Annotated in this window: 25 protein-coding genes; 3 read left to right on the top strand and 22 right to left on the bottom strand. The window is 64.0% G+C overall.

Annotated features, from left to right (window positions below):
* Positions 1-307 precede the first annotated feature (307 nt).
* The 6 genes from AC3WUT_RS07770 to scpA all read right to left on the bottom strand — a co-directional run bounded on the left by AC3WUT_RS07770 (position 308) and on the right by scpA (position 8,193).
* On the bottom strand, positions 308-793 hold the full coding sequence (locus AC3WUT_RS07770; RefSeq protein WP_492346667.1) for a VOC family protein: 486 nt from the start codon (positions 791-793) through the stop codon (positions 308-310).
* 20 nt (positions 794-813) lie between these two features.
* Positions 814-2,856, bottom strand: a complete 2,043-nt coding sequence (locus AC3WUT_RS07765; protein ID WP_492346497.1) for an acetyl-CoA carboxylase biotin carboxylase subunit — start codon at positions 2,854-2,856, stop codon at positions 814-816.
* Between the two features lie 149 nt (positions 2,857-3,005).
* Positions 3,006-4,538, bottom strand: a complete 1,533-nt coding sequence (locus AC3WUT_RS07760) for an acyl-CoA carboxylase subunit beta (RefSeq protein ID WP_273425506.1) — start codon at positions 4,536-4,538, stop codon at positions 3,006-3,008.
* A gap of 85 nt (positions 4,539-4,623) precedes the next feature.
* Positions 4,624-5,634 carry a methylmalonyl Co-A mutase-associated GTPase MeaB gene (meaB, locus tag AC3WUT_RS07755; protein WP_492346496.1) on the bottom strand — a complete coding sequence of 337 codons (1,011 nt, stop codon included), beginning with the start codon at positions 5,632-5,634 and terminating at the stop codon, positions 4,624-4,626.
* A gap of 55 nt (positions 5,635-5,689) precedes the next feature.
* Positions 5,690-6,010, bottom strand: a complete 321-nt coding sequence (locus AC3WUT_RS07750) for a hypothetical protein (protein ID WP_492346495.1) — start codon at positions 6,008-6,010, stop codon at positions 5,690-5,692.
* 5 nt (positions 6,011-6,015) lie between these two features.
* Complete coding sequence (gene scpA / locus AC3WUT_RS07745) at positions 6,016-8,193, bottom strand: methylmalonyl-CoA mutase (protein WP_492346494.1); 2,178 nt, start codon at positions 8,191-8,193, stop codon at positions 6,016-6,018.
* 120 nt (positions 8,194-8,313) lie between these two features.
* Here scpA and AC3WUT_RS07740 point away from each other — a divergent pair, with 120 nt between their 5' ends.
* Positions 8,314-8,949 carry a GntR family transcriptional regulator gene (locus AC3WUT_RS07740; protein ID WP_492346493.1) on the top strand — a complete coding sequence of 212 codons (636 nt, stop codon included), beginning with the start codon at positions 8,314-8,316 and terminating at the stop codon, positions 8,947-8,949.
* Positions 8,950-9,030: 81 nt separating this feature from the next.
* Here AC3WUT_RS07740 and dusA read toward each other — a convergent pair whose 3' ends face one another.
* A complete protein-coding gene (gene dusA / locus AC3WUT_RS07735; RefSeq protein ID WP_492346492.1) occupies positions 9,031-10,065 on the bottom strand; it encodes a tRNA dihydrouridine(20/20a) synthase DusA in 1,035 nt (344 codons plus the stop codon).
* A 119-nt stretch (positions 10,066-10,184) separates the two neighbouring features.
* Here dusA and AC3WUT_RS07730 point away from each other — a divergent pair, with 119 nt between their 5' ends.
* The gene (locus AC3WUT_RS07730) at positions 10,185-11,201 is read left to right on the top strand and encodes a site-specific integrase (RefSeq protein ID WP_492346491.1); all 1,017 of its coding nucleotides are present in this window, start codon (positions 10,185-10,187) and stop codon (positions 11,199-11,201) included.
* 276 nt (positions 11,202-11,477) lie between these two features.
* A complete protein-coding gene (locus tag AC3WUT_RS07725; protein WP_492346490.1) occupies positions 11,478-13,031 on the top strand; it encodes a hypothetical protein in 1,554 nt (517 codons plus the stop codon).
* A 38-nt stretch (positions 13,032-13,069) separates the two neighbouring features.
* Here the strand turns inward: AC3WUT_RS07725 and AC3WUT_RS07720 are convergent, their stop codons facing one another.
* From AC3WUT_RS07720 to AC3WUT_RS07650, 15 genes are all read right to left on the bottom strand, one after another.
* Positions 13,070-13,663 carry a DUF2514 family protein gene (locus AC3WUT_RS07720; RefSeq protein ID WP_492346489.1) on the bottom strand — a complete coding sequence of 198 codons (594 nt, stop codon included), beginning with the start codon at positions 13,661-13,663 and terminating at the stop codon, positions 13,070-13,072.
* Positions 13,653-14,162, bottom strand: coding sequence for a lysozyme (locus AC3WUT_RS07715; protein ID WP_492346488.1), 510 nt, complete (start codon positions 14,160-14,162; stop codon positions 13,653-13,655). The genes AC3WUT_RS07720 and AC3WUT_RS07715 overlap by 11 nt, the downstream gene beginning before the upstream one ends.
* On the bottom strand, positions 14,159-14,503 hold the full coding sequence (locus AC3WUT_RS07710) for a hypothetical protein (protein ID WP_492346487.1): 345 nt from the start codon (positions 14,501-14,503) through the stop codon (positions 14,159-14,161). The genes AC3WUT_RS07715 and AC3WUT_RS07710 overlap by 4 nt, the downstream gene beginning before the upstream one ends.
* Complete coding sequence (locus AC3WUT_RS07705) at positions 14,503-14,802, bottom strand: hypothetical protein (protein ID WP_492346486.1); 300 nt, start codon at positions 14,800-14,802, stop codon at positions 14,503-14,505. Before AC3WUT_RS07705 ends, AC3WUT_RS07710 begins: the two co-directional genes overlap by 1 nt.
* Positions 14,799-15,176, bottom strand: coding sequence for a hypothetical protein (locus AC3WUT_RS07700; RefSeq protein ID WP_492346485.1), 378 nt, complete (start codon positions 15,174-15,176; stop codon positions 14,799-14,801). Before AC3WUT_RS07700 ends, AC3WUT_RS07705 begins: the two co-directional genes overlap by 4 nt.
* A 20-nt stretch (positions 15,177-15,196) precedes the next feature.
* A complete protein-coding gene (locus AC3WUT_RS07695; RefSeq protein WP_492346484.1) occupies positions 15,197-16,288 on the bottom strand; it encodes a glycine-rich domain-containing protein in 1,092 nt (363 codons plus the stop codon).
* The gene (locus tag AC3WUT_RS07690) at positions 16,288-17,046 is read right to left on the bottom strand and encodes a hypothetical protein (protein WP_492346483.1); all 759 of its coding nucleotides are present in this window, start codon (positions 17,044-17,046) and stop codon (positions 16,288-16,290) included. Before AC3WUT_RS07690 ends, AC3WUT_RS07695 begins: the two co-directional genes overlap by 1 nt.
* Entirely contained in the window at positions 17,046-17,969 is a 924-nt protein-coding gene (locus tag AC3WUT_RS07685) for a hypothetical protein (protein ID WP_492346482.1), read from the bottom strand. Before AC3WUT_RS07685 ends, AC3WUT_RS07690 begins: the two co-directional genes overlap by 1 nt.
* Positions 17,970-17,982: 13 nt before the next feature.
* Entirely contained in the window at positions 17,983-22,902 is a 4,920-nt protein-coding gene (locus AC3WUT_RS07680; RefSeq protein ID WP_492346481.1) for a phage tail length tape measure family protein, read from the bottom strand.
* Positions 22,903-22,917: 15 nt separating this feature from the next.
* Complete coding sequence (locus tag AC3WUT_RS07675; protein ID WP_492346480.1) at positions 22,918-23,274, bottom strand: DUF1799 domain-containing protein; 357 nt, start codon at positions 23,272-23,274, stop codon at positions 22,918-22,920.
* Between the two features lie 20 nt (positions 23,275-23,294).
* On the bottom strand, positions 23,295-23,666 hold the full coding sequence (locus AC3WUT_RS07670) for a phage tail assembly chaperone (protein ID WP_492346479.1): 372 nt from the start codon (positions 23,664-23,666) through the stop codon (positions 23,295-23,297).
* A 77-nt stretch (positions 23,667-23,743) separates the two neighbouring features.
* Positions 23,744-24,394 carry a phage tail tube protein gene (locus AC3WUT_RS07665; RefSeq protein ID WP_492346478.1) on the bottom strand — a complete coding sequence of 217 codons (651 nt, stop codon included), beginning with the start codon at positions 24,392-24,394 and terminating at the stop codon, positions 23,744-23,746.
* A 35-nt stretch (positions 24,395-24,429) separates the two neighbouring features.
* Positions 24,430-24,903, bottom strand: a complete 474-nt coding sequence (locus AC3WUT_RS07660) for a hypothetical protein (protein ID WP_492346477.1) — start codon at positions 24,901-24,903, stop codon at positions 24,430-24,432.
* A complete protein-coding gene (locus tag AC3WUT_RS07655) occupies positions 24,900-25,226 on the bottom strand; it encodes a head-tail joining protein (protein WP_492346476.1) in 327 nt (108 codons plus the stop codon). The genes AC3WUT_RS07660 and AC3WUT_RS07655 overlap by 4 nt, the downstream gene beginning before the upstream one ends.
* 43 nt (positions 25,227-25,269) lie before the next feature.
* Positions 25,270-25,602 carry a DUF2190 family protein gene (locus tag AC3WUT_RS07650; protein WP_019578332.1) on the bottom strand — a complete coding sequence of 111 codons (333 nt, stop codon included), beginning with the start codon at positions 25,600-25,602 and terminating at the stop codon, positions 25,270-25,272.
* Positions 25,603-25,610: the final 8 nt, after the last annotated feature.

Genomic DNA, 25,610 nt, shown 5'->3' with positions numbered 1-25,610 from the left:
GGCGACACCGGGTCCCCAAATAGAAAGCGTTTTCATGGCATGTGTCCCCTAGGCGTCACGGTATTTTGTTGCAGCGATTTTGAATCTTTAGCCTGTGCCCAAACTGACAGAAGGTTCTCCATAACCTCAGGGCAAACCCGCATTTTTTGAGCAAAATGCGAGTATTAAATGGCCGACCTGTCTTTTTTATCACCTATTCAAGGCCAATTGCAATGATTTGGGTGGATTTCACTGCAAGATCAATGAAAAAAAGCCACCTGCATCAAGCAGGTGGCTTCAGGAGCGGGAGCGACGAATCGAGTGAAGCTCAGACCGACGGCGACGCGGCCAGCGCCGCAAAGGCCTTCACCACCTCCGGTGGGGCTTGCACCAGCTCGATCAACACGCCCTCACCCGAGATCGGAAACTCGTCGTTGCCCTTGGGGTGGAGGAAGGTGATGTCAAAGCCGGCAGCACCGCGGCGGATGCCGCCGGGGGCGAAGCGCACACCATGGGCGCTCAACCATTCCACGGCCACCGGCAGGTCATCGATCCACAGACCCACGTGGTTCAACGGTGTGGCGTGAACGGCGGGTTTCTTGTCTGGATCCATGGGCTGCATCAGGTCGACCTCAACCTTGAACGGCCCCTCGCCGATGGCGCAGATGTCTTCATCCACGTTCTCACGCTCGCTTTTGAAGGTGCCTGTCAGGGTCAGGCCCAGCATGTCCACCCAAAGCTTTTGCAGCCGGGTCTTGTCGGGTCCGCCGATGGCGATCTGCTGGATGCCCAGCACTTTGAAGGGTCGGTTCATGGTCATGGCACGGGCTCCGCTCAGACAAACTCAAGAATGACCTGGTCCACCGCCAGCGACTCGCCCTTGTTGGCGGCGATCTTGCCCACCACGCCGTCCTGCGTAGCAAACAAGATGTTCTCCATCTTCATGGCTTCGATCACGGCCAGCTTCTCGCCGGCCTGCACGGTCTGGCCAGGCTGCACAGCCACATCCACCAGCAAGCCGGGCATGGGCGAGAGCAGGAACTTGCTCAGATCAGGCGGCGCCTTGTAAGGCATCAGCTTGTGCAGTTCAGCCGAGCGTGGCGACAGCACCAGGGCCTCGATCTGGGTGCCGTTGTGCGACACGCGCAGCGCCAGCGGGTTCTTGCCAGACCCTCGCTCCACCTGGGCCGTGAACGCGGCACCATTGACCAGGCCCTCGATGCGGATCGCCCCCAGACGGGCACCGCTGCTGAACTGGTAGCCTTTGCCGTCCACGTTCACGGTGCTGGTCTGCGCATCCAACTCGGCGACTTGCACCGGGTAATGCACGTGCTGGCCAGCCTTGTCCAGAACCACCACCACGAAGTCTTCACCCAACTTGGCGCCATGACCTTCCATCTGGCCGGTGATGCCCGAGGCACGCTGGCGATAGCGGCGGTTCTGGAAGGCCGCCAGGGCCACCAGGAAGGCCGGGTCGCTGTGCGGCACGTCTTCGGCAAAAAAGCCCTTGCCGTAGTTCTCGGCAATGAAGCCGGTGTTGAAATCACCCGACACAAATTTCGGGTGCGCCAGCAAGGCCGCCTGGAAAGGGATGTTGCTGCTGATGCCGCGGATCACAAAGCCGTTCAGAGCTTCGCGCATCTTGGCGATGGCATCGTTGCGGTCGCGTCCATGCACGATGAGCTTGGCGATCATCGAGTCATAGAACATCGGGATCTCGCCACCGTCGGTCACCCCGGTGTCCACGCGCACGCCGAACAGCTTGTCGGTCTTGCTCTGGAACATGGTTTCCGGCGGGGTCTGAAAACGGACCAGGCGGCCGGTGGAGGGCAGGAAGTTGCGGAACGGGTCTTCGGCATTGATGCGGCACTCGATGGCCCAGCCATCGCGCTTCACGTCGGCCTGGGTCAGGGGCAGCTTCTCGCCGGCAGCCACACGGATCATCAGCTCGACCAGGTCCAGGCCCGTGATGCATTCGGTGACCGGGTGCTCCACCTGCAGACGGGTGTTCATCTCCAGGAAGTAGAAGCTCTGGTCCTTGCCCACCACAAATTCGACCGTGCCGGCGCTCTGGTACTTCACGGCCTTGGCCAGGGCCACGGCTTGCTCGCCCATGGCCTTGCGGGTTTCGTCGCTGATGAAGGGGCTCGGCGCCTCTTCGATCACCTTCTGGTGACGACGCTGGATCGAGCACTCTCGCTCGTTCAGGTAAATCACATGGCCGTGCGAATCGCCCAGCACCTGGATTTCGATGTGACGCGGCTCCTCGACAAACTTCTCGATGAACACGCGGTCATCGCCAAAGCTGTTGCGGGCTTCGTTCTGGCAGCTGGCAAAGCCCTCGAAGGCTTCCTTGTCGTTGAAGGCCACGCGCAAACCCTTGCCGCCACCGCCGGCCGAAGCCTTGATCATGACGGGGTAGCCGATGCCCTTGGCGATCTCGACCGCCTGCTCCGGGCCGCTGATGGCGTCGTTGTAGCCCGGAATGGTGTTGACCTTGGCCTCGTTGGCAAGCTTCTTGGAGGCGATCTTGTCGCCCATGGCGGCGATCGAGAAATGGCGCGGGCCAATGAAGGCCATGCCTTCGTCCTCGACGCGCTTGGCAAAGGCCTCGTTCTCGCTCAAAAAGCCGTAGCCGGGGTGGATGGCCTCGGCACCGGTGGCCTTGGCGGCGGCAATGATCTTGTCAGCCACCAGGTAGCTCTCGCGGCTGGGCGCCGGGCCCAGCAGCACGGCCTCGTCGGCCAGGGCCACGTGGCGGGCCTCTTTGTCGGCTTCGGAATACACCGCCACGGTGGCGATGCCCATCTTCTTGGCGGTGGCGATGACGCGGCAGGCGATTTCACCACGATTGGCAATCAGGATTTTCTTAAACACGGGCAGCTCCCTTCGTGGTGAATTCGCCTGCACGCACTGCGTGCGTCAAGCAATTTGCAGAAACGTTTGCTGCGCAACCGCTTTCACCCCGGTTCGCAATCAGAATCTTCTTAAACATTTGACTCGTTCCTTCTTGTTCGTGCCGGTGATCAGAGCGGGATGTTCCCGTGCTTGCGCCACGGGTTCTCAAGCTTCTTGTCCTTGAGCATGACCAGCGAGCGGCAGATGCGCTTGCGGGTCTCCGACGGCAGGATCACGTCATCGATGAAGCCACGGGCACCAGCCACAAAGGGGTTGGCGAAACGGGCCTTGTATTCGGCCTCCTTGGCGGCCAGCTTGGCCGGGTCGCCCTTGTCTTCGCGGAAGATGATCTCCACCGCGCCCTTGGCGCCCATCACGGCGATCTCGGCATTCGGCCAGGCAAAGTTGACGTCACCGCGCAAGTGCTTGGAGGCCATCACGTCGTAAGCGCCACCGTAGGCCTTGCGGGTGATCACCGTGATCTTGGGCACCGTGCACTCGGCGTACGCGTACAGCAGCTTGGCACCGTGCTTGATGATGCCGCCGTACTCCTGGCTGGTACCGGGCATGAAGCCGGGCACGTCGACAAAGGTCACCACCGGGATGTTGAAGGCGTCGCAAAAGCGCACGAAGCGAGCGGCCTTGATCGAGCTCTTGATGTCCAGGCAACCCGCCAGCACCAGGGGCTGGTTGGCCACGATGCCGACGGTCTGGCCGTCCATGCGGGCAAAGCCGATGATGATGTTCTTGGCGTACTCGGGTTGCAATTCAAAGAAGTCGCCATCGTCCACAGTCTTGACGATCAGCTCCTTCATGTCATAGGGCTTGTTCGGGTTGTCGGGCACCAGGGTGTCCAGGCTCTTGTCCTGACGGTCCACCGGGTCGCCGCTCTTGCGCACGGGGGCCTTCTCGCGGTTGTTCAGCGGCAGGTAGTTGTAGAGGCGGCGCAACATCAGCAGGGCCTCGACATCGTTCTCGAACGCCATGTCGGCCACGCCACTCTTGGTGGTGTGGGTCACGGCGCCGCCCAGTTCTTCAGCCGTCACCTCTTCATGGGTCACGGTCTTCACCACTTCAGGGCCGGTCACGAACATGTACGAGCTGTCCTTGACCATGAAGATGAAGTCGGTCATGGCGGGCGAGTACACCGCCCCCCCGGCCGAGGGGCCCATGATCATGCTGATCTGCGGGATCACACCGCTGGCCAGCACGTTCTTCTGGAACACGTCGGCATAGCCCCCCAACGAGGCCACACCTTCTTGAATGCGGGCGCCACCCGAGTCGTTGAGGCCGATCACCGGAGCACCGACCTTCATGGCCTGGTCCATGATCTTGCAGATTTTTTCGGCATGGGCCTCGGACAAGGCGCCGCCGAAGACCGTGAAGTCCTGGCTGAAGACAAAGACCAGGCGGCCATTGATCATGCCGTAGCCGGTAACCACACCGTCACCCGGGATCTTGTTGTCGGCCATGCCGAAATCGGCACAACGGTGCTCGACGAACATGTCCCACTCTTCAAACGTGCCCTCGTCCAGCAGCAACTCGATGCGCTCACGCGCGGTCAGCTTGCCTTTGGCATGTTGCGAATCGATGCGCTTCTGACCGCCGCCGAGGCGGGCAGCAGCGCGCTTGCTTTCGAGTTGCGCCAGGATGTCTTGCATGGTGTCTTCTCTCTTTGCTCCGGATGGATTCTGGAAATGAGGGGGTTGGATCGGTTGGATCAGGTGAAATGAGGGCCGGCTGGGTTCAATCGCTGTGGCGGCTGGCCGCCAGCAATTGCCGAGCAGCGGTGGAGGCGGGCAGCAGCCCTTGGGCCACCTCGTCGGTGAAGCGAGGCAGCAAGGCCTGCACCTGCGGGTGGGCACGGAAAGCCTGCTTGAGACCCGCGTCGATGCGCTCCCACATCCAGGCCAGCGACTGGCTCTGGCGGCGCGACTGCAGGCGCCCATTGGCCCCCTGCAACCGCCTGAACTGGCTCACGGCGACCCAGAAGGCCTCTACGCCCTGCCCCAGCAAGGCACTGAGCTGCACCACCTGCGGGTGCCACAAGGCCTCGTCATGATGGGCGTGCTCGGGGTTGCCGTGCAGGCCCAGCAGGCGCAGCGACGAGGTGATCTGGGCCTGGGCCCGCGTGGCGGCGTGCACGTCGATGTCGGCCTTGTTGATGACCACCAGGTCGGCGATCTCCATCACGCCTTTCTTGATGGCCTGCAGGTCGTCACCGGCATTGGGCAGTTGCATGAGCACGAACATGTCGGTCATGCCCGCCACGGCGATTTCGCTCTGGCCCACACCCACGGTCTCGACGATCACCACGTCATACCCCGCGGCCTCGCACACCAGCATGGCCTCGCGGGTTTTCTCTGCAACGCCCCCCAGGGTGCCGCTGCTGGGGCTGGGGCGGATGTAGGCCCGCTCATGCACCGACAGGTGTTCCATGCGGGTCTTGTCACCCAGGATGGAGCCCCCCGAGACCGTGCTGGAGGGGTCGACCGCGAGCACCGCCACGCGGTGGCCCTGACCGATCAGGTACAGGCCCAAGGCCTCGATGAACGTGCTCTTGCCCACGCCGGGCACGCCACTGATGCCCAGGCGAAAAGAGCGCCCGGTGTGCGGCAGCATGGCCGTCAACAACTCGTCGGCCTGGGCCCGGTGATCGGGCCGGGTCGATTCCAGCAGCGTGATGGCCTTGGCCATGGCGCGCCGCTGCACCGCTGGGGCGCCGCTCAGGATGCCTTCAAGCAAAGGGGTCTGCATGGTCTGGGTCAAAGGTCAAAAAGGAGTGCTTCAAACGCGGGCAGCCAGCAAGGGCTCAGTCCTGGGCCGCGCCGGGGTCGGAGGGCCGGGGGGTGCCCTGGGCGCTGTCGGTCAACAGGCGGGCGCGCAGCAGGGCCTGCAGCTTCTTCTGCAGGGGCGAGCCTTCGGCACCGAGCTTGACGCCACGCTGGGCGCTCAGGCGCAAAGGCGCCAAGGCATCCGCTGCCTGGTGCCGCACCGGGTGGGCGGGTCGGCGCCCGAGCGAACGCTCGACCGCCATCACGATGTACTGCGACTTCGACAGGCCCAGCCTGCGGGCCGCTTCATCGACCTCGCGCTCCAGCGCGGGGTCCATGCGGACAGCGACATGGCTCATGCGTTTCAGCCCTGCTGTGCCTTGCGGATCTGTTCCAGCACGTCCTTGGCGCTGGCCGGGATGGGCGTGCCCGGGCCGTACACGCCCTTGACGCCGGCCTCGTACAGGAAGTCGTAATCCTGGCGCGGAATCACCCCGCCCACGAACACGATGATGTCGTCCGCGCCCTGGTCCTTGAGCGATTGGATGATGGCCGGCACCAGGGTCTTGTGGCCTGCGGCCAGGGTGGACACGCCCACGGCGTGCACGTCGTTCTCGATGGCCTGGCGGGCGCACTCCTCGGGGGTCTGGAACAGCGGTCCCATGTCCACGTCAAAGCCCAGGTCGGCAAAGGCCGTGGCCACCACCTTGGCACCGCGGTCGTGCCCGTCCTGGCCCAGCTTGGCGATCATCACGCGCGGGCGGCGGCCCTGCTCATCCGCAAAGGCACTGATCTCGGTCTTGAGCTTGTCCCAGCCTTCGGCCGAGTCGTAGGCGGCGGCATACACACCGGTCACCTTCTGGGTGTCGGCACGGTGGCGGCCAAAGATCTTCTCGAGGGCATCCGACACCTCGCCCACCGTGGCGCGCAGTCGAATAGCCTGGATGGTCAGGTCCAGCAGATTGCCCTGGCCGCTCTCGGCTGCAGTCGTCAAGGCGGCCAGCGCGGCCTGCACTGCGGCGCTGTCGCGGGTGGCCCGGATCTTCTTGAGGCGCTCGATCTGCCCGTCGCGCACCTTGACGTTGTCCACCTCCAGGATGTCGATGGCGTCTTCGCTCTTGAGCTTGTACTTGTTGACGCCCACGATCACGTCTTTGCCCGAATCGATGCGCGCCTGCTTCTCGGCAGCCGCCGCTTCGATCTTGAGCTTGGCCCAACCGCTGTCCACCGCCTTGGTCATGCCGCCCATGGCCTCGACCTCTTCGATGATCTTCCAGGCGGCATCGGCCATGTCCTGGGTCAGCTTCTCCATCATGTAACTGCCAGCCCAGGGATCGATCACATTGGTGATGTGGGTCTCCTCCTGGATGATCAGCTGGGTGTTGCGCGCAATGCGGGCGCTGAACTCGGTGGGCAGCGCAATCGCTTCGTCAAAGCTGTTGGTGTGCAGGCTTTGTGTGCCGCCAAACACCGCTGCCATGGCCTCGATGGTGGTACGCACCACGTTGTTGTAGGGGTCTTGCTCGGTCAGCGACCAGCCCGAGGTCTGGCAGTGGGTGCGCAGCATCAGGCTCTTGGGGTTCTTGGCATCAAAGCCCTTCATGATGCGGCACCACAACAGGCGCGCCGCACGCATCTTGGCTACTTCCAGGTAGAAGTTCATGCCGATGGCCCAGAAGAAGCTCAGGCGGCCGGCAAACCCGTCCACATCCATGCCCTTGGCGATGGCGGTCTTCACGTATTCCTTGCCGTCGGCCAGGGTAAAGGCCAACTCCAGCGCCTGGTTGGCGCCCGCCTCTTGCATGTGGTAGCCCGAGATGCTGATCGAGTTGAACTTCGGCATGTTCTTGGCCGTGTACTCGATGATGTCGCCGATGATCTTCATCGACGGCTGGGGCGGGTAGATGTAGGTGTTGCGCACCATGAACTCTTTCAGAATGTCGTTCTGAATGGTTCCGGACAGCTTGTCCTGGCTCACGCCCTGCTCTTCGGCCGCCACCACATAGCCGGCCAGGACGGGCAACACAGCGCCGTTCATGGTCATGGAGACCGACACCTTGTCGAGCGGGATCTGGTCGAACAAGATCTTCATGTCCTCGACTGAGTCGATGGCCACACCGGCCTTGCCCACATCGCCGGTCACGCGGGGGTGATCGCTGTCGTAGCCACGGTGAGTGGCCAGGTCAAAGGCCACCGACACGCCCTGGCCGCCAGCGGCCAAGGCCTTGCGGTAGAAGGCATTGGACTCTTCGGCCGTCGAAAAACCGGCGTATTGGCGAATCGTCCAGGGGCGCACCGCGTACATGGTGGCTTGCGGGCCGCGCAGAAAGGGCTCAAAACCCGGCAAGGTGTTGGCGTACGGCAGGTTGGCCGTGTCGGCTGCGGTGTACAGCGGCTTCACGCTGATGCCGTCGGGTGTCAGCCAGTTCAAGGCATTCACGTCACCACCGGGGGCCGACTTGGCGGCAGCCTTCGCCCAGGCTTCCAGCGAGCTGGGGGCAAATTCAGGGTTGGACGGCTTGGCAGACTGTGAATCACTCATGACAAAAGCTTCTCCGACGGGGCTTGGGGTGTTGGCTCAGGGTATCCCTGCTTAATCCAGCAGTTTACATCATTCATAATTATTGATTCAAAATATTCCACACACCTTACAATCCGCGCCATGTCCGCCCTCACCCTCACGCCCAAAGCCCTGTACGAAGAAGTGGCCGAACTCCTTCGCCAGCGCATCTTCCAGCGCGAGCTCGAACCTGGCAGCTGGATCGACGAGCTGAAAATCGCACAAGAGTTCGGCATCAGCCGCACGCCGCTGCGCGAAGCCATCAAGGTGCTGGCCGCCGAAGGCCTGGTGACGATGAAGGTGCGCCGTGGCGCCTATGTGACCGAGGTCAATGAAAAAGACCTGCGCGACGTCTACCACCTGCTGAGCCTGCTCGAAAGCGATGCCGCCGGTGAGGTGGCCGACCACGCCACAGCCGCCCAGCTGCAAGAAATCCAGGCCCTGCATGACGAACTCGAAAAGGCCGTGGACGACCGCGAACGCTTCTTCCAGCTCAATGAGCGCATCCACCTGCGCATCCTGGAGATGGCCGACAACCGCTGGCGCCTGCAAATGGTGACCGACCTGCGCAAGGTCATGAAACTGAACCGCCACAACTCACTGCTCAAGCGTGGCCGCATCGCCGAATCACTGCAGGAGCACCGCGAAATCACCGAAGCCATCGCGGCCCGAGACGGCCACGCCGCCGCCCAGCGCATGCGCGCCCACTTCGCCAACGGGCTCGAAGCCGCGGCCTGACTCGGCCACCTGCCCTTCACGCCAGGGTCGAGCCCCCCCCCCGATGGACGGGGTTGATCATCTGATTTGAAAAGACCCGGATCAGACCGGGCTGGCGGCCTCTGCGCCCGCATGGGCCAACGCCATCACCTCGTGAGGCGTGTGGCCACGCAGGCGGTGGTCGCTCCAGACTTGGCGCCAACGTCGTGCCCCAGGCAGGCCATTGCGCAGGCCCAGCATGTGCCGCGCCATGGTGTGCCAGGGTGTACCGTGCTCGGCCTGCTCGCGCGCCATGTGGTCGCACATCAGGCGCTCCACGTCTTCGCGCGTCTGGCCGCTGGGCTCGGCGCCCCAGAAGCGGTGGTCCCAATCAGCCATCACCCAGGGGTTGTGATAAGCCTCACGACCCACCATCACGCCATCCACCTGCTCCAGGTGAGCCTGCACCTGCTCATTGAGTGTGATGCCGCCATTGACGGCAATCGTCAGCCCCGGGAACTCTTGCTTCAGCCGGTAGACCATCTCATAGCGAAGCGGCGGAATCTCGCGATTTTCCTTGGGACTCAAGCCTTTCAACCAGGCATTGCGCGCATGCACGATGAACACCTTGCAACCGGCCTCGCTGACCTTGCCCACGAAGTCGCGCACAAACTCATAGCTCTCGATGCGGTCGATGCCGATGCGATGCTTCACCGTGACCGGCACCCGCTGCACCCCATCCAGCATGGCCTTCACGCCATCCGCCACCAGATCTGCCTCAGCCATCAGGCAGGCCCCGAAAGCGCCACGCTGCACCCTCTCACTGGGGCAACCACAGTTCAGGTTGACCTCGTCATAGCCCCACTGTTCGGCCAAACGTGCACAGTGCGCCAGATCCACCGGCTCGCTGCCCCCCAATTGCAGCGCCACCGGATGCTCTTCGGCGTGGTAGCGCAAATGCCGGGCCACGTCCCCATGGATCAGCGCCCCCGTGGTCACCATCTCGGTGTAGAGCAAGGTGTGGCGGGTGATCAGGCGGTGCAGGTAGCGGCAATGGCGATCAGTCCAATCCATCATCGGCGCGACACTCAGCCGGTGCATGCTGTAGGAAGGCTGTTCTCCTCTGAAAACGTCACCTGGGGTGCCTGTCTGATTCACGTCGATTTACCTGTTTTTAGGGTCTTTTTGGGCTGCCGGTGCTACATTCAGTGCTACAAAAACTTCATGTAGCACTGACAATGGGCTCAATTGTCTCACGCAAGAGAAAAGACGGTTCAATGGGTCACACAGCCCAGATCCGACTGAAAGACGGCGGCAAGGTCATCTACACCGAGGCCCAGACCTTTGACCGCAAACCAGCAGCTCAAGCCTGGTTGAAGAAGCGCGAAACCGAACTGGCGGTACCTGGGGCACTCGTCAAGCCCAGCGACCCCATGCTCAAGGATGTGATCGACCAATACTGCGCTGATACCCTTCGGGCCCATGGCAAGACAAAAGACCAGGTGCTACGCACCATCCGCAATGCCCCGATCGGCGAACTGCGCTGCTCGGAGATAACCAGCCAGGAACTGGTCAGGTTCGCCCAATCGATCGAGGCTCAGCCCTCAACCCGCGGCAACTACCTCTCTCACCTGGCGGCGGTCATCAGCGTGGCAAAGCCGGCGTGGGGCTACCCACTGGAAAAGCAGGCCATTGATGACGCTCGCACGGTGCTCGCCAAGCTTGGCGTGACCGGAAGGTCCAGGCAACGTACCCGGCGCCCCACTCTCGACGAGCTCGACCGGTTGATGACTCACTACCAGACGGCAGAGCTGAAGCGCAAGGACATCATCCCCATGACCCGGCTGATCCCCTTTGCGATCTTCAGCACCCGACGCCAGGAAGAGATCACCCGCCTGCAGGGCAAGGATCTGGACAAAGCCAACCTGGAAATCATCGTCCGAGACATGAAGAACCCAGGCGAGAAGATCGGCAATGACGTGCGTGTCACCCTCACACCCGAAGCCTTGAAGTTGATCGAGCTGCAACCCGAGACCGATGGCGTCATCTGGCCTTACAACGCTGAATCGATCAGTGCCTCATTCACACGAGCTTGTGCCCTGCTCGGGATTGAAGATTTGCATTTTCATGATCTGCGGCATGAGGGAGTCAGCAGGCTGTTTGAGATGGGCTGGACCATTCCCCGTGTGGCGAGTGTGTCAGGACATCGGTCCTGGAGTAGCTTGAAGAGATATACCCATTTAAGGCAGGCGGGGGACAAATACGCCGGCTGGAAGTGGCTCGACATTGCCTGAGTTCTGCCTCTGACTCCGCAAATGCCCGAACGCCGTGAAATTCGGACCATTTGGCGCGATTCTGCAAATGCAGAAACTAACCACAGGAGATTCACCTCGTTCTTTGAACCCAGGCGAATTCGCTGCCACTAAACGGAGCAGTTGTGCAGCCCCGCCTAGCACCCCACATCAGGCACAACATTTACCAAAAATCAGGGGAATCAACATAACTGCGCTTCCCCCCGGTTGATTGCGCTCATATACTAGCTTCACAAGCAATCCATCAGGGGGAACTAGATGAATGCGTTGAAAACTGCGGTCGCCGCCGTGGGACTCGCCCTGTGTGTCCAGGCTCAGGGAGCCGACGCGCCGAAGACCGACGTAGCCGCTGGCACGATGATAAAAGACGAAACTCGCGTTTATGTCAAACAATGCATCAATCCCGAGACAAAGGCCAGGAAGTCGGTCGAAGAGGGCAAAGTATGGCTACCTGCCTTTCTGCCTCCTGCGGTAGTACTGGCCGCCATTGATGCCCTGGTGGATGTCAGCGTAGGAATTATCAGCACTGCAGCGCAAGACGAATCCTTGATTGTCAACTCAGCTTTCCCAGTCTCGAAGCCCTTTTACAAGGTCAAGCCTTCGGGGCAACTGGTAGTAAACCCTGAGTTTCAATGCCTCCAAGTGATAACAGGCTCTTTCTCGGGTGGTGCCCTCTCAGATGCTCCTGAATCTGCGCCTTTAGAGTCTGATCTCGACTTCAAATCCATTGACCCCAGCATTCGAGCTCCGCGAGTATTCTTCGAAGCAGAGTTCATGGCCGTTCCGGGCAACGACAAGTTGATGGCCTTGGCGCCGAAGCTCTTCCTTTACCTCGGACCAACTAAGAAGAGGTTCTGGGAATGGGGCGAGACGGCCCGCAATATTTCCATCAACCTCACATTCCAAGCTGCCGGAGCAGAGAAGAATGACGTCGTAGGGAACATCATCGTCCCATTTCGCAACGTTGCAACAGGTACGGGCGTTGGTCCTGACTACTTCAAGGGGCTGATGCTTCCACCAGTGGCATTGCCGGCTATGTCGGCGACAGAGCAACAGGCTCTCAAAGACGCACGTGATGAATTGGTCAAAATTGCAGAACTTCGCAAGCCTTCGACGATTCAGGAAGACATCAGGCTCGGGAAGATTTATTCCGAACAGTTGGACGCGTATTGCGCAGCCTGGGACAGCTATGTCTTCCAGCTTAAGGAGCAGCACAAAGCCTCTGGAGTAAAGACGGACTTTGCAGCACCAGCCAATGACAACTGCCCACCATCCGTCAGGATGGCCCAGCTTGTAGCCAGTGATCGGAAGGCGAATTTGGATCGCGTAACCGCCACAACAGATAGAACACGAGAACTTCAGACCACGATCGCTACATCCAAGTTCGTACATTGCAACGCTGATGCTTGCGAGCTCTCAGGCGAAATCGCAAGGGATTACGTACCGCTGGTTGTATCAGCAAGCATTACTGAAATTCGCGAGGCGTCCGCTTTCACGAAGTACCTTGCTGCGGTAGCAGAGGCTATGAAGCCGTCGGTGAAGAACGCCCTCAAGGACGCGACGCCAGCGGCAAAAGCAAGCGCCGAGAAGGCAGAAGCCGACAATGTCGCTACCTCTACAGAAAACGCACAGCAAGATAAGGACGCCTACGTCGCTGCCAAGGCAAAGGCGGAGGCTTCATACAAGGCATGGGAGGCAAAAACCACGACTTCGGAAAAAGATGCGGCTTGGCCTCAGGTGATTGAGGACCGGGTGGCGGCCAATAAGGCGGCACGAAAGGCGAAAATCAATCAGCCCTACACCTTAGACTGAGAAGTAGCATCCAGCTTACTTGTCATAGTTCATGCTGCCTAATTGAGCTTCGCCCCCTTAATGCTCGGGTGCACCTCCGCCGGCTGGTTCCCAGCTTGATTGATTCCGTCATGGACGGTTTGATTCACAGCCTGATATGCGGCCTCGCAGGCGAGCCCCCTCAATCGGGTTTCATCAGCAACTGCCGCCAACTCTCCCGCTCTTTCATCAGCGCGTCTGAACAGCTCGGCAAGCAAATCGACGGCGGGGGTTGTGTCTGCCTGGCACTGGCCGGCAACGGTGGCCGCTGAGGCGCTGCCACGCTGACGCTCGACATAAGCGGCAAGCTCGCGCTGCAGCCGCTGGCCAGCATCACGGGCACGGTCCACAGCCAAACGCGACTGAGCCAAGTCAGCCTGGGCCCGGGTTTCGATTTCAGAGACTTGTTCACGGTATTGCCGCTCCAGTTGACGGTTGGTTTCTGAGGCCACACGGGCCAGGCGTTCGCCCTCGGCCTGCCGGGTGGCTTGCTGGGTCTTGGCTTCGGAGGCTTCGAGCTGGGCCCCCTGAAGGCGCCAGGTTTGAACGGCCGCGGTGCTGGCCAACGCGAGCACCAGGACCTGCAGGGCTTTGCTCTTGAAGCTATCGAGCATTGGCAACCTCCTGCAGTTGCCCGAGGCACACCTCGAGCTCCGCCCCGCGCCGGTCCACCAGACCGCGCAGGGTCACCAGCTCCCCCTGCACCCGGGCCTTGACCCAGCGCGAGAGCTGCTCGCACCCGGCCTGGGCCTGCCCCGCATTGAAGAGCCGGGCCAGGGTCGAACCGGCGAGCGCCTCTTCGCCCAGGTTGTAGGTGAAGTCGATCAGGGCCGCCCGCTGCCAGGGCGTGAGCGGCACCCGGATCTGACGCGACACGGCCGCATCCGCAATCCTCAGGTGCTTGTCGCGCAGGGCATCGCACTCGGCCGGCGTGTAGGTCTTGCCCGGCACCACGTCCTTGCCCGTGATGCCTTCGCACACCGTCAGGATGCCCACCGGGTCACGGTAAGGCGTCAGGCGCCGGCCCTCGTACCAGGTGGCCAGCACACCGGCGAGCGCAATGGCACCACCGCTGGCGGCCTGGATCAGGCGTTTTTTGAGAAGCTCGTTCATTTGGGGGGAGTACCGGTTTTGATGGTCAGGAAGGCGCCCCAGGTGACGGCAGCGAGCGCCACCAGGGCCGTGATGGGCTTGGCCAGGGCCCCGATCCAGTTCAGTACCTTGAAGGCGCCCTTCATGGCCATGAAGAACTCCACGATCTCGGCGGTGTTCGACTCGGTGCGGATCGTCGCGCTGGTGTTTTCCGCGAGATCTGCCCGAAGGCTCGTCATGGTCTCGTCACCGGTGGCCAGGCGAACGCGGATGGTCTGGAGCTCGGCCTCGACGGCCGCGAGGCGCTCGGCTTCGGTGGGCGGAACCGCAGCCGCAGAGGGCAAGGTTTGGTCTTCCTGCATCACACCCCCTTGGCTTGGTCGCAGTGACCCGCATCGAGGCGGTCCAGCAGCCGGCACAGCACGCGGCCCCACGTCCTGCCCTCGTCCCGCGCCCGGGCCGCGCGGCTGCTCACGGTCTCGCGCTCGTCGCCATTGGCGGCCACGTTGAACACCCGGTCGAATGCCCGGGCAATGCCCCAGGCCCGACCCGAGTTCGTGAGCACCGCCCACAGGTAGCGCACCAGGGCGGCCAAGGGCGCCAGGGCCACCACGGGCAGGAGCATCAGGAGATAGATGCGCTGTTTCTGACTCTGGTTCATGGCCGCTCCCCCGCTTGCACCGGGGCGCCCAGGATCTGGTCTGCGTCGACAGCGTGCCCCGCCTGCACCAGCAAGGCCAGCGCCGCGGGCAGGTCAGAGCGGTCCAGGTCAATGAAGCCCCGCACCGAGCAGTCCTTGACCAGGGCCTGTACCGCCGGGCTCGGGTCGGCCAGGATGGCCCATTTGGCGGGGCCGAAGCGATCAAAGAAGCTGCCCACCGCCACATGCCGGGGCACAGCCACCACCGGGTCATCAGGTGCGGGCCCAAGCAGCTCGAAGCGCCCGGCATGGTGTTCGGTGACAAACGCATCGTCAGCCACGACGGTGTTCAGGATGGCGCCGTCGGCGTCCAGGAGGTTGTAAAGGTGTCTCATGGTTGGGCTTTCAGGGGGGGTCAGGGGGTGAGGTCCGCAAAGAAGCGAAGGAACGCAAAGCCGCTGCCGCCCGCACCGCTGCGGCAGTTCGGTGCCGTCAGGCTCTGGCCACTGGACAGACCACCGCCACCCCCGCCCCAGGTGCCGCCGCTGGCATACGCCACGCTGTTGCCCCCTGGGGCCCCCGAGATCGCGCCGCCCCCGCCAAACGCCCCAGCAGCCGCCACCGAGAATCCACCGGGCGTGCTGCCCGTTTGCAGGTTGACCCCGCCACTACCACCACCGTCGCCGGCAGCGCTGCCCGCGGAATACGACCCGCCACTGCTGTACCCGCCGGAGCCTCCGCCACCAACAGGCAGCGGCACCAGGCCCCAATGCGCCACCAGGTCCGCCTGGTGGGTCGCGCTGCTGTACAGCGTGAAGCCACTGCCCCCGTTGCCGCCTTGAGCCAGGTTGCCGCTGGTCATGGGCAGGCCAGCCGAGAACACCCCACCGCCGCCGGTGGCCACCCAAGACGAGGCTGTCGGCGCCGCAAACACAATGTCCCCGCCGGCCGTGGCGGTCTGGTCCGCCCCACCGAACAGGTTCACGCCCCCACCACCCGTGGCCACCTGCTGCCCGGTCCAATTGGTGTTGAGGACGCCGCCACTGCGCCCACCGGCCGAGTTGATCTGGCCGCCCGTGGCCGAGCCGCCGGGTGCACCCGCAAGCACCACGCCGGTGTCGGAGTAGATGTACCCGCCCGTGCCTCCGTTGGCCACCAGGTTGACGGCCTGGGCCGCGATCACGATGGAAGAAGCCCCGCCGTTGTTCCCAGCGGCGCTCGCGTTGGTCACATAGGCCCCACCCGCCCCGATGGTCACGACGATGACGTCGCCCTTCTTGATGCGAGACAGTCGCCGGGCGAAGCCCCCAGCACCGCCCCCGAACGCGGCCGTGGGGGCCATGCCGGTCCGAACATAGAGCCCACCCGAGCCGCCGCCGCCGATTACGGAGAGGTCGACCAGGCCGTCGCAGGGGGCCACGAGGGTTTGGCTGGTTGTCACCTGCAGGGACAGGATGGAACGGTACTGCTTAGTGCTGCCACCGAGCAAATCAGGAAGAGACGCCATTACATGTACCTCCACACGTTGGAGCTGGAGAAGAATTTGAAGGTGACGGCCCCGGGCGGAATGCCCAGGACCAGGGAGTCGGTGACCATGGCAGCGCCGATCTGCAGGGGGATCGGGTTGTTGGGGTTCACGACCAGGCTGTTGTCCGCGCGGCCGTTGGCCACCACGACCACGCACACATCGCCATTGGCCGGGTTTTGGGGCAGGTACTTGGCACAAGCCCCGGCCAGCGTGATTTCGTTGATGGTGTTCAGGCCGCCATTGGCCGCGCCGTAAAAGCTGCCACCCGTGTTGGTGACCTGCTGGATGGGCAGCGACATCAGGCCCAGCGAGAACCAGTTGGTGGGGTCGTTGATGGGGTCGACGGTGCTGTTGGCAATGGCGGCCCGGGTGCGGTAGAGCTGCCCATTGATGGGGCTCCAGGCACAGGCCCCCGAGGCGTAAGCGCCTGGCACCCACTTGACCGCCCCGAGCGCGGCCTGGGCCGCGGCCAAGGTGTTGGCCGCAGCCGAGGCGCTGGCGGCTGCCGCGTCGGCCCGCTGCCCAGACAGCGAGGCCTGGCCAGCCGCATCCTGCACGCTTTGGGCTGCCGCGGAGGCAGCCGCGTTCATCCAAGTGAGAGCCGCCCGCCACTGGGCCACGCTGGTGTTTTTGAGGTGATCGAAGAGTGCTGTGCAGCGCACCGCAAAGCTCGCTCGATCGGCCCGGTCCGGCGTGGCCGGCAGGTCATCGAGGGTGGGAGGATTAACCAATGGCATCAGACCATTCCTTTCACATAGCCGCTGAAGGTGGCGGTCTGGGCGTTGTCGTAGCTCATGGAGCCACTGCCCAGACCGAAGACGTTGAGTCCGACGAAGCCGGCGGCGTCCGTAGCAATCCAGGCCGCGGGCACATCGAGCACCCTTTGCACGACAGACAGCACGTAGTCGGCCTGCTCGCGCGGCAAGATCAGCTTGAAGCGCATGTCGGTGGCCGAGCGACGGCGCTTGATCGAGGTGTTGCCGTAGTCGTCGGTCTTGATGTACGAGTACGTCACGGGCTCGGCCGTGGCGCCTGGCTGGGTCCCGCCCCAGGTGTCGGCATTCACCAGGGGCACCAGGTCACCCAGCACCACCATGCCCGCGCCCACCACGCCGCCCGCCGGCGCCGTGAGCGAGAGGGTCAGCTCCGCTTCGGGGTACGGCACCAGGTCCCGGATCAGGCAGCGCGTGAGGGGCTTGATGGCTCCGAAGGCCCAGTCGTACCAATCGAGCGGGTCCTCCTGGAGAACGAGGGTCTTGCTGAAGACCACCGCGCCGGCGGGCTTGTCTTTGACGACCACCGACAGCGTCGCCCCGTCCAGGCCATAGCAGGCAATCGCATTGAAGAAGCCCGGACGCAGCACATAGGTCAGGGGTGATGCAATCCGGCCTTGGGTGCTGACTTCGGTGTCAAACGCCGCCCAGCGAGCCGTGGGCCCAGCATCGAGCCAGTACTCGCTATCGACCTCAGGAAGTACCGTGCGGCCTGCTGCTACCGCCTTGACGCATTCGTAGATGCGGTGCGTGGCCTTGCGGATGCGGCGATCACCCAAGGCGCAGGCAGCACCCGAGACCCATTCGACTTCGCCGACCGCGGGCTCGGCGATGTTGCAGTCGGCCAGCATGGCCTCGGTGATGGTCAACGGGACAAGAATGTTCATTGGTGAACCGCCTTCATTGGGTGTGGTCCTCTACCAAGGCCATGGGCACGGCCCCGCCCTCAGGGTTGCCGTTGGTGGCGTCGGCAGTGCGCCGGGCCTGGGCTTCGAGCTGGGCGGTCTGGGCCCGCAGGGCTTGGACTTCGGCGATCAGGCGGGTGAGCAGTTCGGCGGTGCCGCTGCTGGACTGGGGCAGACCCTGGGCGGCCGGGTTGTAGGCTTTGGGCACCACGGCCTCACCCTCGTGGATCAAGGCCAGCATGTCCTGGGGCACGTAGTTGGTGCCCACCGCAAAGCGAGGCACGCCCACCGACTCCGCGGCTTTGAGCAGGTCTTCGTAGCGGAAGCCCGCGACCGTGGCCAGGTCGCTCAAGGTGGCACCGCTGGCCTGGGTCGCCTCAAGCAGGCCCTTCACATTGCCCGTACCGGTGAACTGCTGCGCCAGGGTGGCGAGGCTGTCCAGGCGGGCAATCTCTGCGGGGTCGGTGACGCCCATCGCGAAGGCCCCGGCACCCAGGTTCACCTCGCGGGTGTACTTGGTGGTGGGGGTGGTTCCATTGCCTCCATTGCCACCGCCGCCGACCGTGAAGCCACCGGACGAGGTGCCCGAGGAGGCACCGCCTGAACCGCCACCGGAGCCCCCTCCCCCGACCGTGAACTGCGCCCCAGGGTTCGTGACCTGCACCCCGGGCTTCGTGGCCGAGGCGCTGCCCTCCTGCTCGCCGAGCAAGGCACTCGCGATCTTCTCCAGCGCCTGGCCCACGCTGAGCACGCTGGTGTCGATGCCGCGCAGCGTGTCGACCTGGTCCTTGGCGTTCGACAGAATCTTGTCCAGGCTCGCGAGCTGGTCCTCAGCCGTGGCGAGCTGCTGCTCGGCAACTGACTTCTGCACACCGGTCAGGTCCTTGAGCTCGGAGAGCTTGCCCGCCAGCGTGAGCTGGGCCCGCTGCTGCTCAAACGCCGAGCCGAACTGGCTGGAGTCCAGGCCAGACCGTGCCGCCGTGATGGCGTCGCTCAGGCTGGTGGCGTCGGGCAGATAGCCCGTGCTGCGGGCCGTCCCGAGCGCCTGGTCGATGAACTGCAGGCCCGCGCGGGCGCTTTGCGCCTGGGTGGCCTCCACCGTGTTGTACAGCTCGGTGACGTGGCCCTTCAAGGTGTTGAACAGCGAGCCCAGGGTGTTGACCGACTCCTGGGCCACCTGCTTGGCGGCTTGGAGGCGGGTTTTCTCGGCAGCGACGGCGCGCTCCAGGGAGGCATAAGCCGCGTCCGTGGCCGCCTGCAGGGCCTTCTTTTTGGCGTCCGCTTCGGCTTCGGCCTGGGCTTTGTCCGCATCGGCCTTGGCCTGCGTGGCCTTGGCGGCCTCTTCGGCGCTCGGGGTCACACTGGCAAAGGCGTCGGCCACGTTCATGAGCGTGGCGTAGGCCTTGCGCCCGGACTCGGTGCTCAGATCTTGCGCTTCGACCAGGGCGCGGAAGGCTTCGCGGGTCTTGGGGGTGGACAGGCCCACGCTTTGCAGGGCCGCGCTCACATTGCCCAGGGTCTGGGCGTTGCGCTCGTCCTGGGTATAGAAGTTCTCGTAGTAGCTGCTGATCTTCTGGTTCAGGGCCTCGATGCCGCCGGCAAGCGTAATGAGGCCATCGGCCGCGTCAAACGAGAGGTCCTTGAGCGACTTGAGCGGCAGAGCCCCGGCCAGGGTGCGCAGGGCCTCGACGGACGCGATCTGGCTGTTGATCTCAGTGATGAGCTGGGTGGCTTCGTCGTCGCTGAGTTTCTCGGCATCGATGTCCTTGAGCTTGGCTGCCACCGATTGCGGGATGTCTTGCGCGGCCTGCAGGGCCTGGATGGTGGACTGTTTGAGGTCCAGCGTGAAGTTGGCAACCGCTGTGGCCATGTCCGGGCTGCGCGTGCTGCTGGTCTCGTACAGGGTGCCCGAGTAGTTGCTGCCCTTGCCGGATTCGCCGAACTTGAAGCCATTGCTGAGCGAGCCCCCGGCAAACACGCCGCCCCGGCCATTGCCGGAGGTCTCCAAACCGGCGTGGTAGTCAGTGAGATAGGCCTTGCTGCCCAGGCCCTTGAGCATGGCGTTGATGCTCTCGGCCGTGCTGGACACCGCTTTGCGCGTGGCGTCCTCGCGGTCGCCCATGCCGTCGGCTTCGAGCAGGTAGGCCTGGCCGTTGGTGACCGACTTGCGCGTGCCATCGGGGCGCAGGCTGTTATCGCGGTTGTACTGCTGGCCCTCGTAGGTGTAGACCTCATCGCGGCGGTTGTTTTTAACTTCGCCGTTGTAGGCCACGCCGTACTGGCCGCCCGAGCGGGTTTCTCCGCCATTGAGGCTGGAGAGCAGCGAATAGGCCGCCAAGGCTGCGCCCACGTAGGGAATGGCCGAGCCGATGGAGGCCCCGAGGCCTGCCGCCCCAGCAGCGCCTGCACCCATGCCGCCAGCTTGGGCCGCGGCCACGGCCGCCGCCGATGAAGACCCGGCGCCCAAGCCCATAGAGACACCCATGGCTGCATTACCGGCCGTGGTGCCGAAGAGTGCCCCGACACCACTGCCCAGCAAGCTGGCCCCGCCATACAGGTTCGAGGCCGAGCCGGCCAGGTTCAAGAGGCCACCGGAGCCACCGCCAATGCCTCCCAGACCACCCAACACATTGGCCGTGATGCTGACCACCCAGCGCCGGATGGTGAGCTGGTACAGCATGTCCAGCACACTGGCCTTGATGGTGGCGCCGATTTTTTCAAAAGCCGACTGACCGCCCTGGAACACATTGGTCCAGACGGACTGCGCCGTGTGGTCCACCGAATTGATGATGTCGGTGAGCGTATTGAGCTCAGCCTTGGCCAGGGCCGTGGAACGCGCAATCGCCGCTGCGGCCTGGGCCTGGTCAACCGCACGGGCCTTGTCCTCATCCGAGGCACCCGAGCGATCAATGGCGGCGAGCTGCTTGGCGAGCTCGAGCTCAACCTTGCGCACCGCCACGATCTTCTCGCGCTCGCGGGTGGTCTGGCCCAGCAGGCCTACCTCGTCGGTGTACAGCAGGGCCTCTTCTTCGACCTTGCGGGTGTATTCCTCCTGAGACTGGGCCAGGATCTTGTAGTCCTTGACGCGGCTGGCAGTTACCAAACGTTCCTGCTCGGCCACCTCAGCCCGCAGTTCCGCCACGTAGTCGGGTCGGAAGCGATCGCTGCTGTCGGCCTGCTGGAGCTTGAGCTTCATCTGCTCGAGGCGGAATGCCTCGATCGCGGTCTTACCCTTGCCCCAGACCGCATTGGCGGCTTCCAGCTCGCTGGCCTGCTGGCCGATCGAGGCGGTGGCTTTTTTGGTGTCAGCCACCAGGGCGTCGTAGGCCTTTTGCGAATCGGCGACGGCCCGGGCCTGTTTTTCTTGTTCGGTGCGGCTGGCCTGCACCTGGACGTAGCGCTGGGCCTCGACCAGGGCCGCTTCTTTGTTGGCCCGGGCCACACCGCTGATGCTGGTCTTGAGGTCTTCCTGGATGCGGGCGATGAGCTTCTCGCTGTCGGAGAGCTTGGCGCCCTCAAGGCCGCGTTCTTTGATGCGGGCTGTGAGGGTTTCTTCTTCCTTGATCAGGGCCCGGATGCGGGCGACTTCGTTCTCGCCGGCGCCGGCGGCCGTGCTGGGGGTCTTTTCTTTGTACTTGTCCCGGATGTTCTGGATCAGGGCATCGCGTTCTTTGGCGCTGATCTCGCCATCGGCCGCCTGGTACTGGGCCTGCACCTTGGCGATCTCTTGGCGCATCTTGAGCTCGTTGCTCAAGAACTTGGCCTGTTCGGTGTCGAAGGCCGCCCGGGCCTTCAAGCGCTCATTGCCTTCTGCAATGGCCCGCGCATTGGCCTCTTGGCCGGCGACGGTCGCCTGCAGGGCCGCGAGCTGGGCCTGCAGTTGCTGGGTTTCTTTGCCGTCGGCAATCCCGAGGCTGCGGTTGCGCTCCTGGCGGGATGCAATGTTGGCCTGCAAGGTGGCGATCTGGTCCGAGCTGGTGGGCTGGCGGCCCAAACCCATCATGGCGTCACCAGCCCACTTGATGGCGTCTTTGATGCCCAGCCAGCCGCGCTCGATGTAGCCCAGGTTTTGCAGAATGGACTGGGCACGTTGCTCGGTCATGGCCGAGAACGCATCCTGAGCCACCTTGGCTGCCTCAGTCGCCCTGCCCTGGTCTTCCAAGGCCTTGATCTGCTTGTACAGCGCAACCGTCAGGTAGTTGGTGCTCTCATTGAGCTTGAGCGAGGCCTGCAGCGGGGCCTCACCGAGCTGCCCAAAGGCCTTGGCGGTCTCGGCGACCGAGGTGCCCACGGCCCGCTCCATGTCCAGGGCCGACCGGGTGTAGGTTTGCAGGCTTTCGCCGGCCACCCTGCCGGTGCTGGCCATTTCGATCAGGGCAGCCGAGGCGGCGGACTGGGTGCCCTGCATGACCGCCAGACCGCGGGCCATGTCCTGCATCTGGCCAGCAGTCACCCCGGCTGCGTTGCCCGACAGGGTGATGGCCTTTTGAAACGCGGAGGCTTCCTGGCTGCCCTGGTAGTAGGCCAAGCCCAGGCCCGCCACCGCTGCAACGGCCAGGTTGGTGGGCGTGAGGAGGCCGCCGATGTAGGTGCCGAGCGCCTTGGTGGCGTTGCCCACACCGCCGAACATGTCCTTGAGCTGGCCACCCTGCTGCATCAAGACGGTCAAGGGCTTTTGCCCCGCCTGCAGGCTGACCACGATGTCGGTGACCTGGGCCGGCACCATGCGCATGGCGGCGGCCGTCTGCGCGGCCGAGGCCCCGAGCTGCTGCATGGGGGCCGTGGCCTGGCCCAAGCCTTGGCCAAAGCTGTTCGCCTGGGACTGGGCGGCCCGCATGTTGGCCGTGAAGGCCTGCAAGGCGCCTGCGGTCTGGTCGTCCGCCGTCAGGACAATGGTGGTGTTGGGGTTGGTCATGCACCCACCCCGTTCTTACGTGCCGCGGGCTTTGCGCTGCTCGGCCTGGTAGGCGTGCATTTCTTGCAGCCAGGCCGCTTCGAGCATTTCCAAACACTGGAAGAGGTCGATGCGCTGGGCATCATCGAGGCCATAGGCCAGCTCGTAGCGGTGCAGCGTGGACCAGTCCATGCCCAGGAAGTGCAGCGCCCCGTCCGGGCCCATGAGCGCCCGCCACGCAAACTGCATGCGCCGGAAGATGGCCAGGGGGATCTGGTTGTCAGGGAAGACATTCAGGGACGGGGGCTCGGTGAGTTGCTGGAGAAGGGCGAGGTGCTTGCCAAAGCCCAGGCGGCTGGCAGCGGCTTCATCGGGGGGCTGCGCTCCGCGCACCAGGACGCGGGCGCAGTCCTTTAGTTTTTTGCGCGGGCCTTGCTGTTCCAGTGGGCGTCGCGGTAGGCATCGAAGATCTCGCGCGGGGCCCGGTGGAAGCGGCTAATCAGGAGCTGCACGTTCTCAGGCGTGAAGGGCCGGCCCGGGGCTTTCCAGTCGTTGATGAGCATGCCCAGGATCTCCGCATCGGACTTGCCCTCGATGTCGGTGGGCAGGGCCTCCATCTCTTTGCGGGTGCGGTACTTGAATTCCAGGGGCAGCACCTGGTCAGGCTGGGCGCCCGGCGTGGTCAGGGTGACGTCGATCCAGAAGGTGGCCGGCAGGTCGAAGGTGAAGGGGATGGCGGAAGAAGCAACAGTGGCAGCAGCGGAGGCAATGGCGGTCGGGTTCATGGTGAAGAAGCGATGAGGGGGAGGATGGGAGCGCAGGGGTAGACCCTGCGCGTGGGTGACAGAGATCGACCTGACGATCAGTTCGGGTAGACGGTGGGCATGTTCTGGGCCTCGATCGAGACCTTGGTCTGCACCACGCCCTGGGCCTGGCCGGTGGGCACACCAGCGGCGGCCACATAGCCCAGCAAAAGCATCTTGGCGCCCGTGCCAAAGCGCAGGCGCACGGCACGCATGCTCTTGGCCTTGTAGGCCTTGTTGCACTCCACAAAGCCCGGATCGGACAGATCGAAGATGTTGTCCATGCCAAACGACAGCGGGCTCACGATGGTGGGCACGCGCTTGCGCACGTTGTCGTGGATGGTGGTGACGTCGGCAAACTCCGGGTCGCCGCCCGAGACGTTCACACCTTGCACCGTGGCAAAGCTCGCGCCAAAGGTGACCACCTGGAAGCTGCCCGCCACCAGGCTGTCGTAGGTGCTGGTGTCTTCGTTTTCCAGCTCGAAGGTCTTGGCCGCGGGGTTCACGTTGGCGATGCGGAACAGGCGCTTGTCGACCTGGTACATGCCCTGGGCGGCCATCAAGATGATGTCGCCCACGTTCGGGTCAACGGCGCCCGAGTACTTGGCCACGCCTGTGGCGGCCTTGCTGATGCTGACCAGGGTGATGGCGGCACCCAGGCCGGTTTGCACGTCGATGCCGACGTTGCTCCAGAAGATGGCTTGTCCCATGGTGGGGCTCCTTTGAATGGATGGTTGGTGAGGGGTTAGAAGGGCTGGACCGAGGCCGGCGCACTGGCATGGCGCACCAGCAGGGTCACGGTGGCGCAGGCGGTCTGATCGCCGTCCACGTCGTAGTCCACGCTCAGGCTGTGGGGCGTGACGCCTCCGGCCACACCGCCCAGGCTCGGGTCCTGCTGCAGCCGGGTGTAGACCCGGGCCAGCAGGTCGTCCACGGCCTCGTCGGCCGGGGCCAGGGTGTTGCCGCGGGCGTAGCACTCGACCGAGACGGCCGTGCCCCAGACCAGGACCGCGCCCTGCCCGACCGAGGTGTCGGGGTCAGAGCCCGCCAGGCGCACCACCACGGCGGTGCTGTCTTGCTGGCTCAAGGGGCGCAGCCGGGTGCGGTACACCTTGGGGGCGACTGCAGGGGCGGCCTGCAGGGTGGCGACCATGGCTTGCACGGCCTGCAGGAAGATGGTGGACATCGTTGCGGTGGTGAGGGTGGGCGCGGTGTTCATGCCAGCTCCAGCAGCAGGTGGGTTTCTCCGGTGCCGTCGTTGCGGGCATCGGCAATGAGGTAGGCCTGGCCATCCACCGTCACGCGCAGGCCCACCGGATTGGCTGGGACCTGGACCGTGGGCAGGGCGAGTGCCGGTTGTGACGAGGCCATGCCCAGGGCGCCTACTTGGCCCGCGGCGTAGCCGTTGGCAAAGATGGCGTCCACCCTTACGTCTCCGTTGTCGGGCTCGTTCACGTTCTCGATGAAGGCGGCACAGTTCGACAGCCGGCGGAAAGCGGCGGCTGCAGTGCGGGCCTCCAGGAGGGCGAAGGGCTTGGGCATGGCTCGGGTCACCTGGTCAGATCTGGTGGGGTTACGCGGGTGCTCAGACGGCGACGCCGGAGAGGCGCACGCGGGCCGTGGTCTCGTTGGCCGCCTTGGGCGACAGCAGCGCACCGATCAGGGCGTTGCCTGCAGCGGTCACCGTGACGCGGCGGTTGGCGTTGTCCCAGTACGCCTTGGTGCCGGCCGCGCCCACATCGGCGCTCAGGGCATTGAGGTCGTAGACGCCAATCAGGTTGGTCTCGACCGAGGCGCCGGCTGCGGCTGCACTGGTGGCCACGCCAAACAGTGCGCCGACCTGCAGGCCGTCGCCGCCGTTGACGGCATAGGGGGCCGGCAGGGGCACGGTGTCGCCGGACTGGATGAAGTTTTTCATTGGAGGGG

It is taken from the genome of Curvibacter sp. EU05-FHT14A10 (assembly GCF_058791075.1).
The sequence above is the reverse complement of the archived record's forward strand: the minus strand, read 5'-3'. Positions and strand labels throughout refer to the sequence as shown.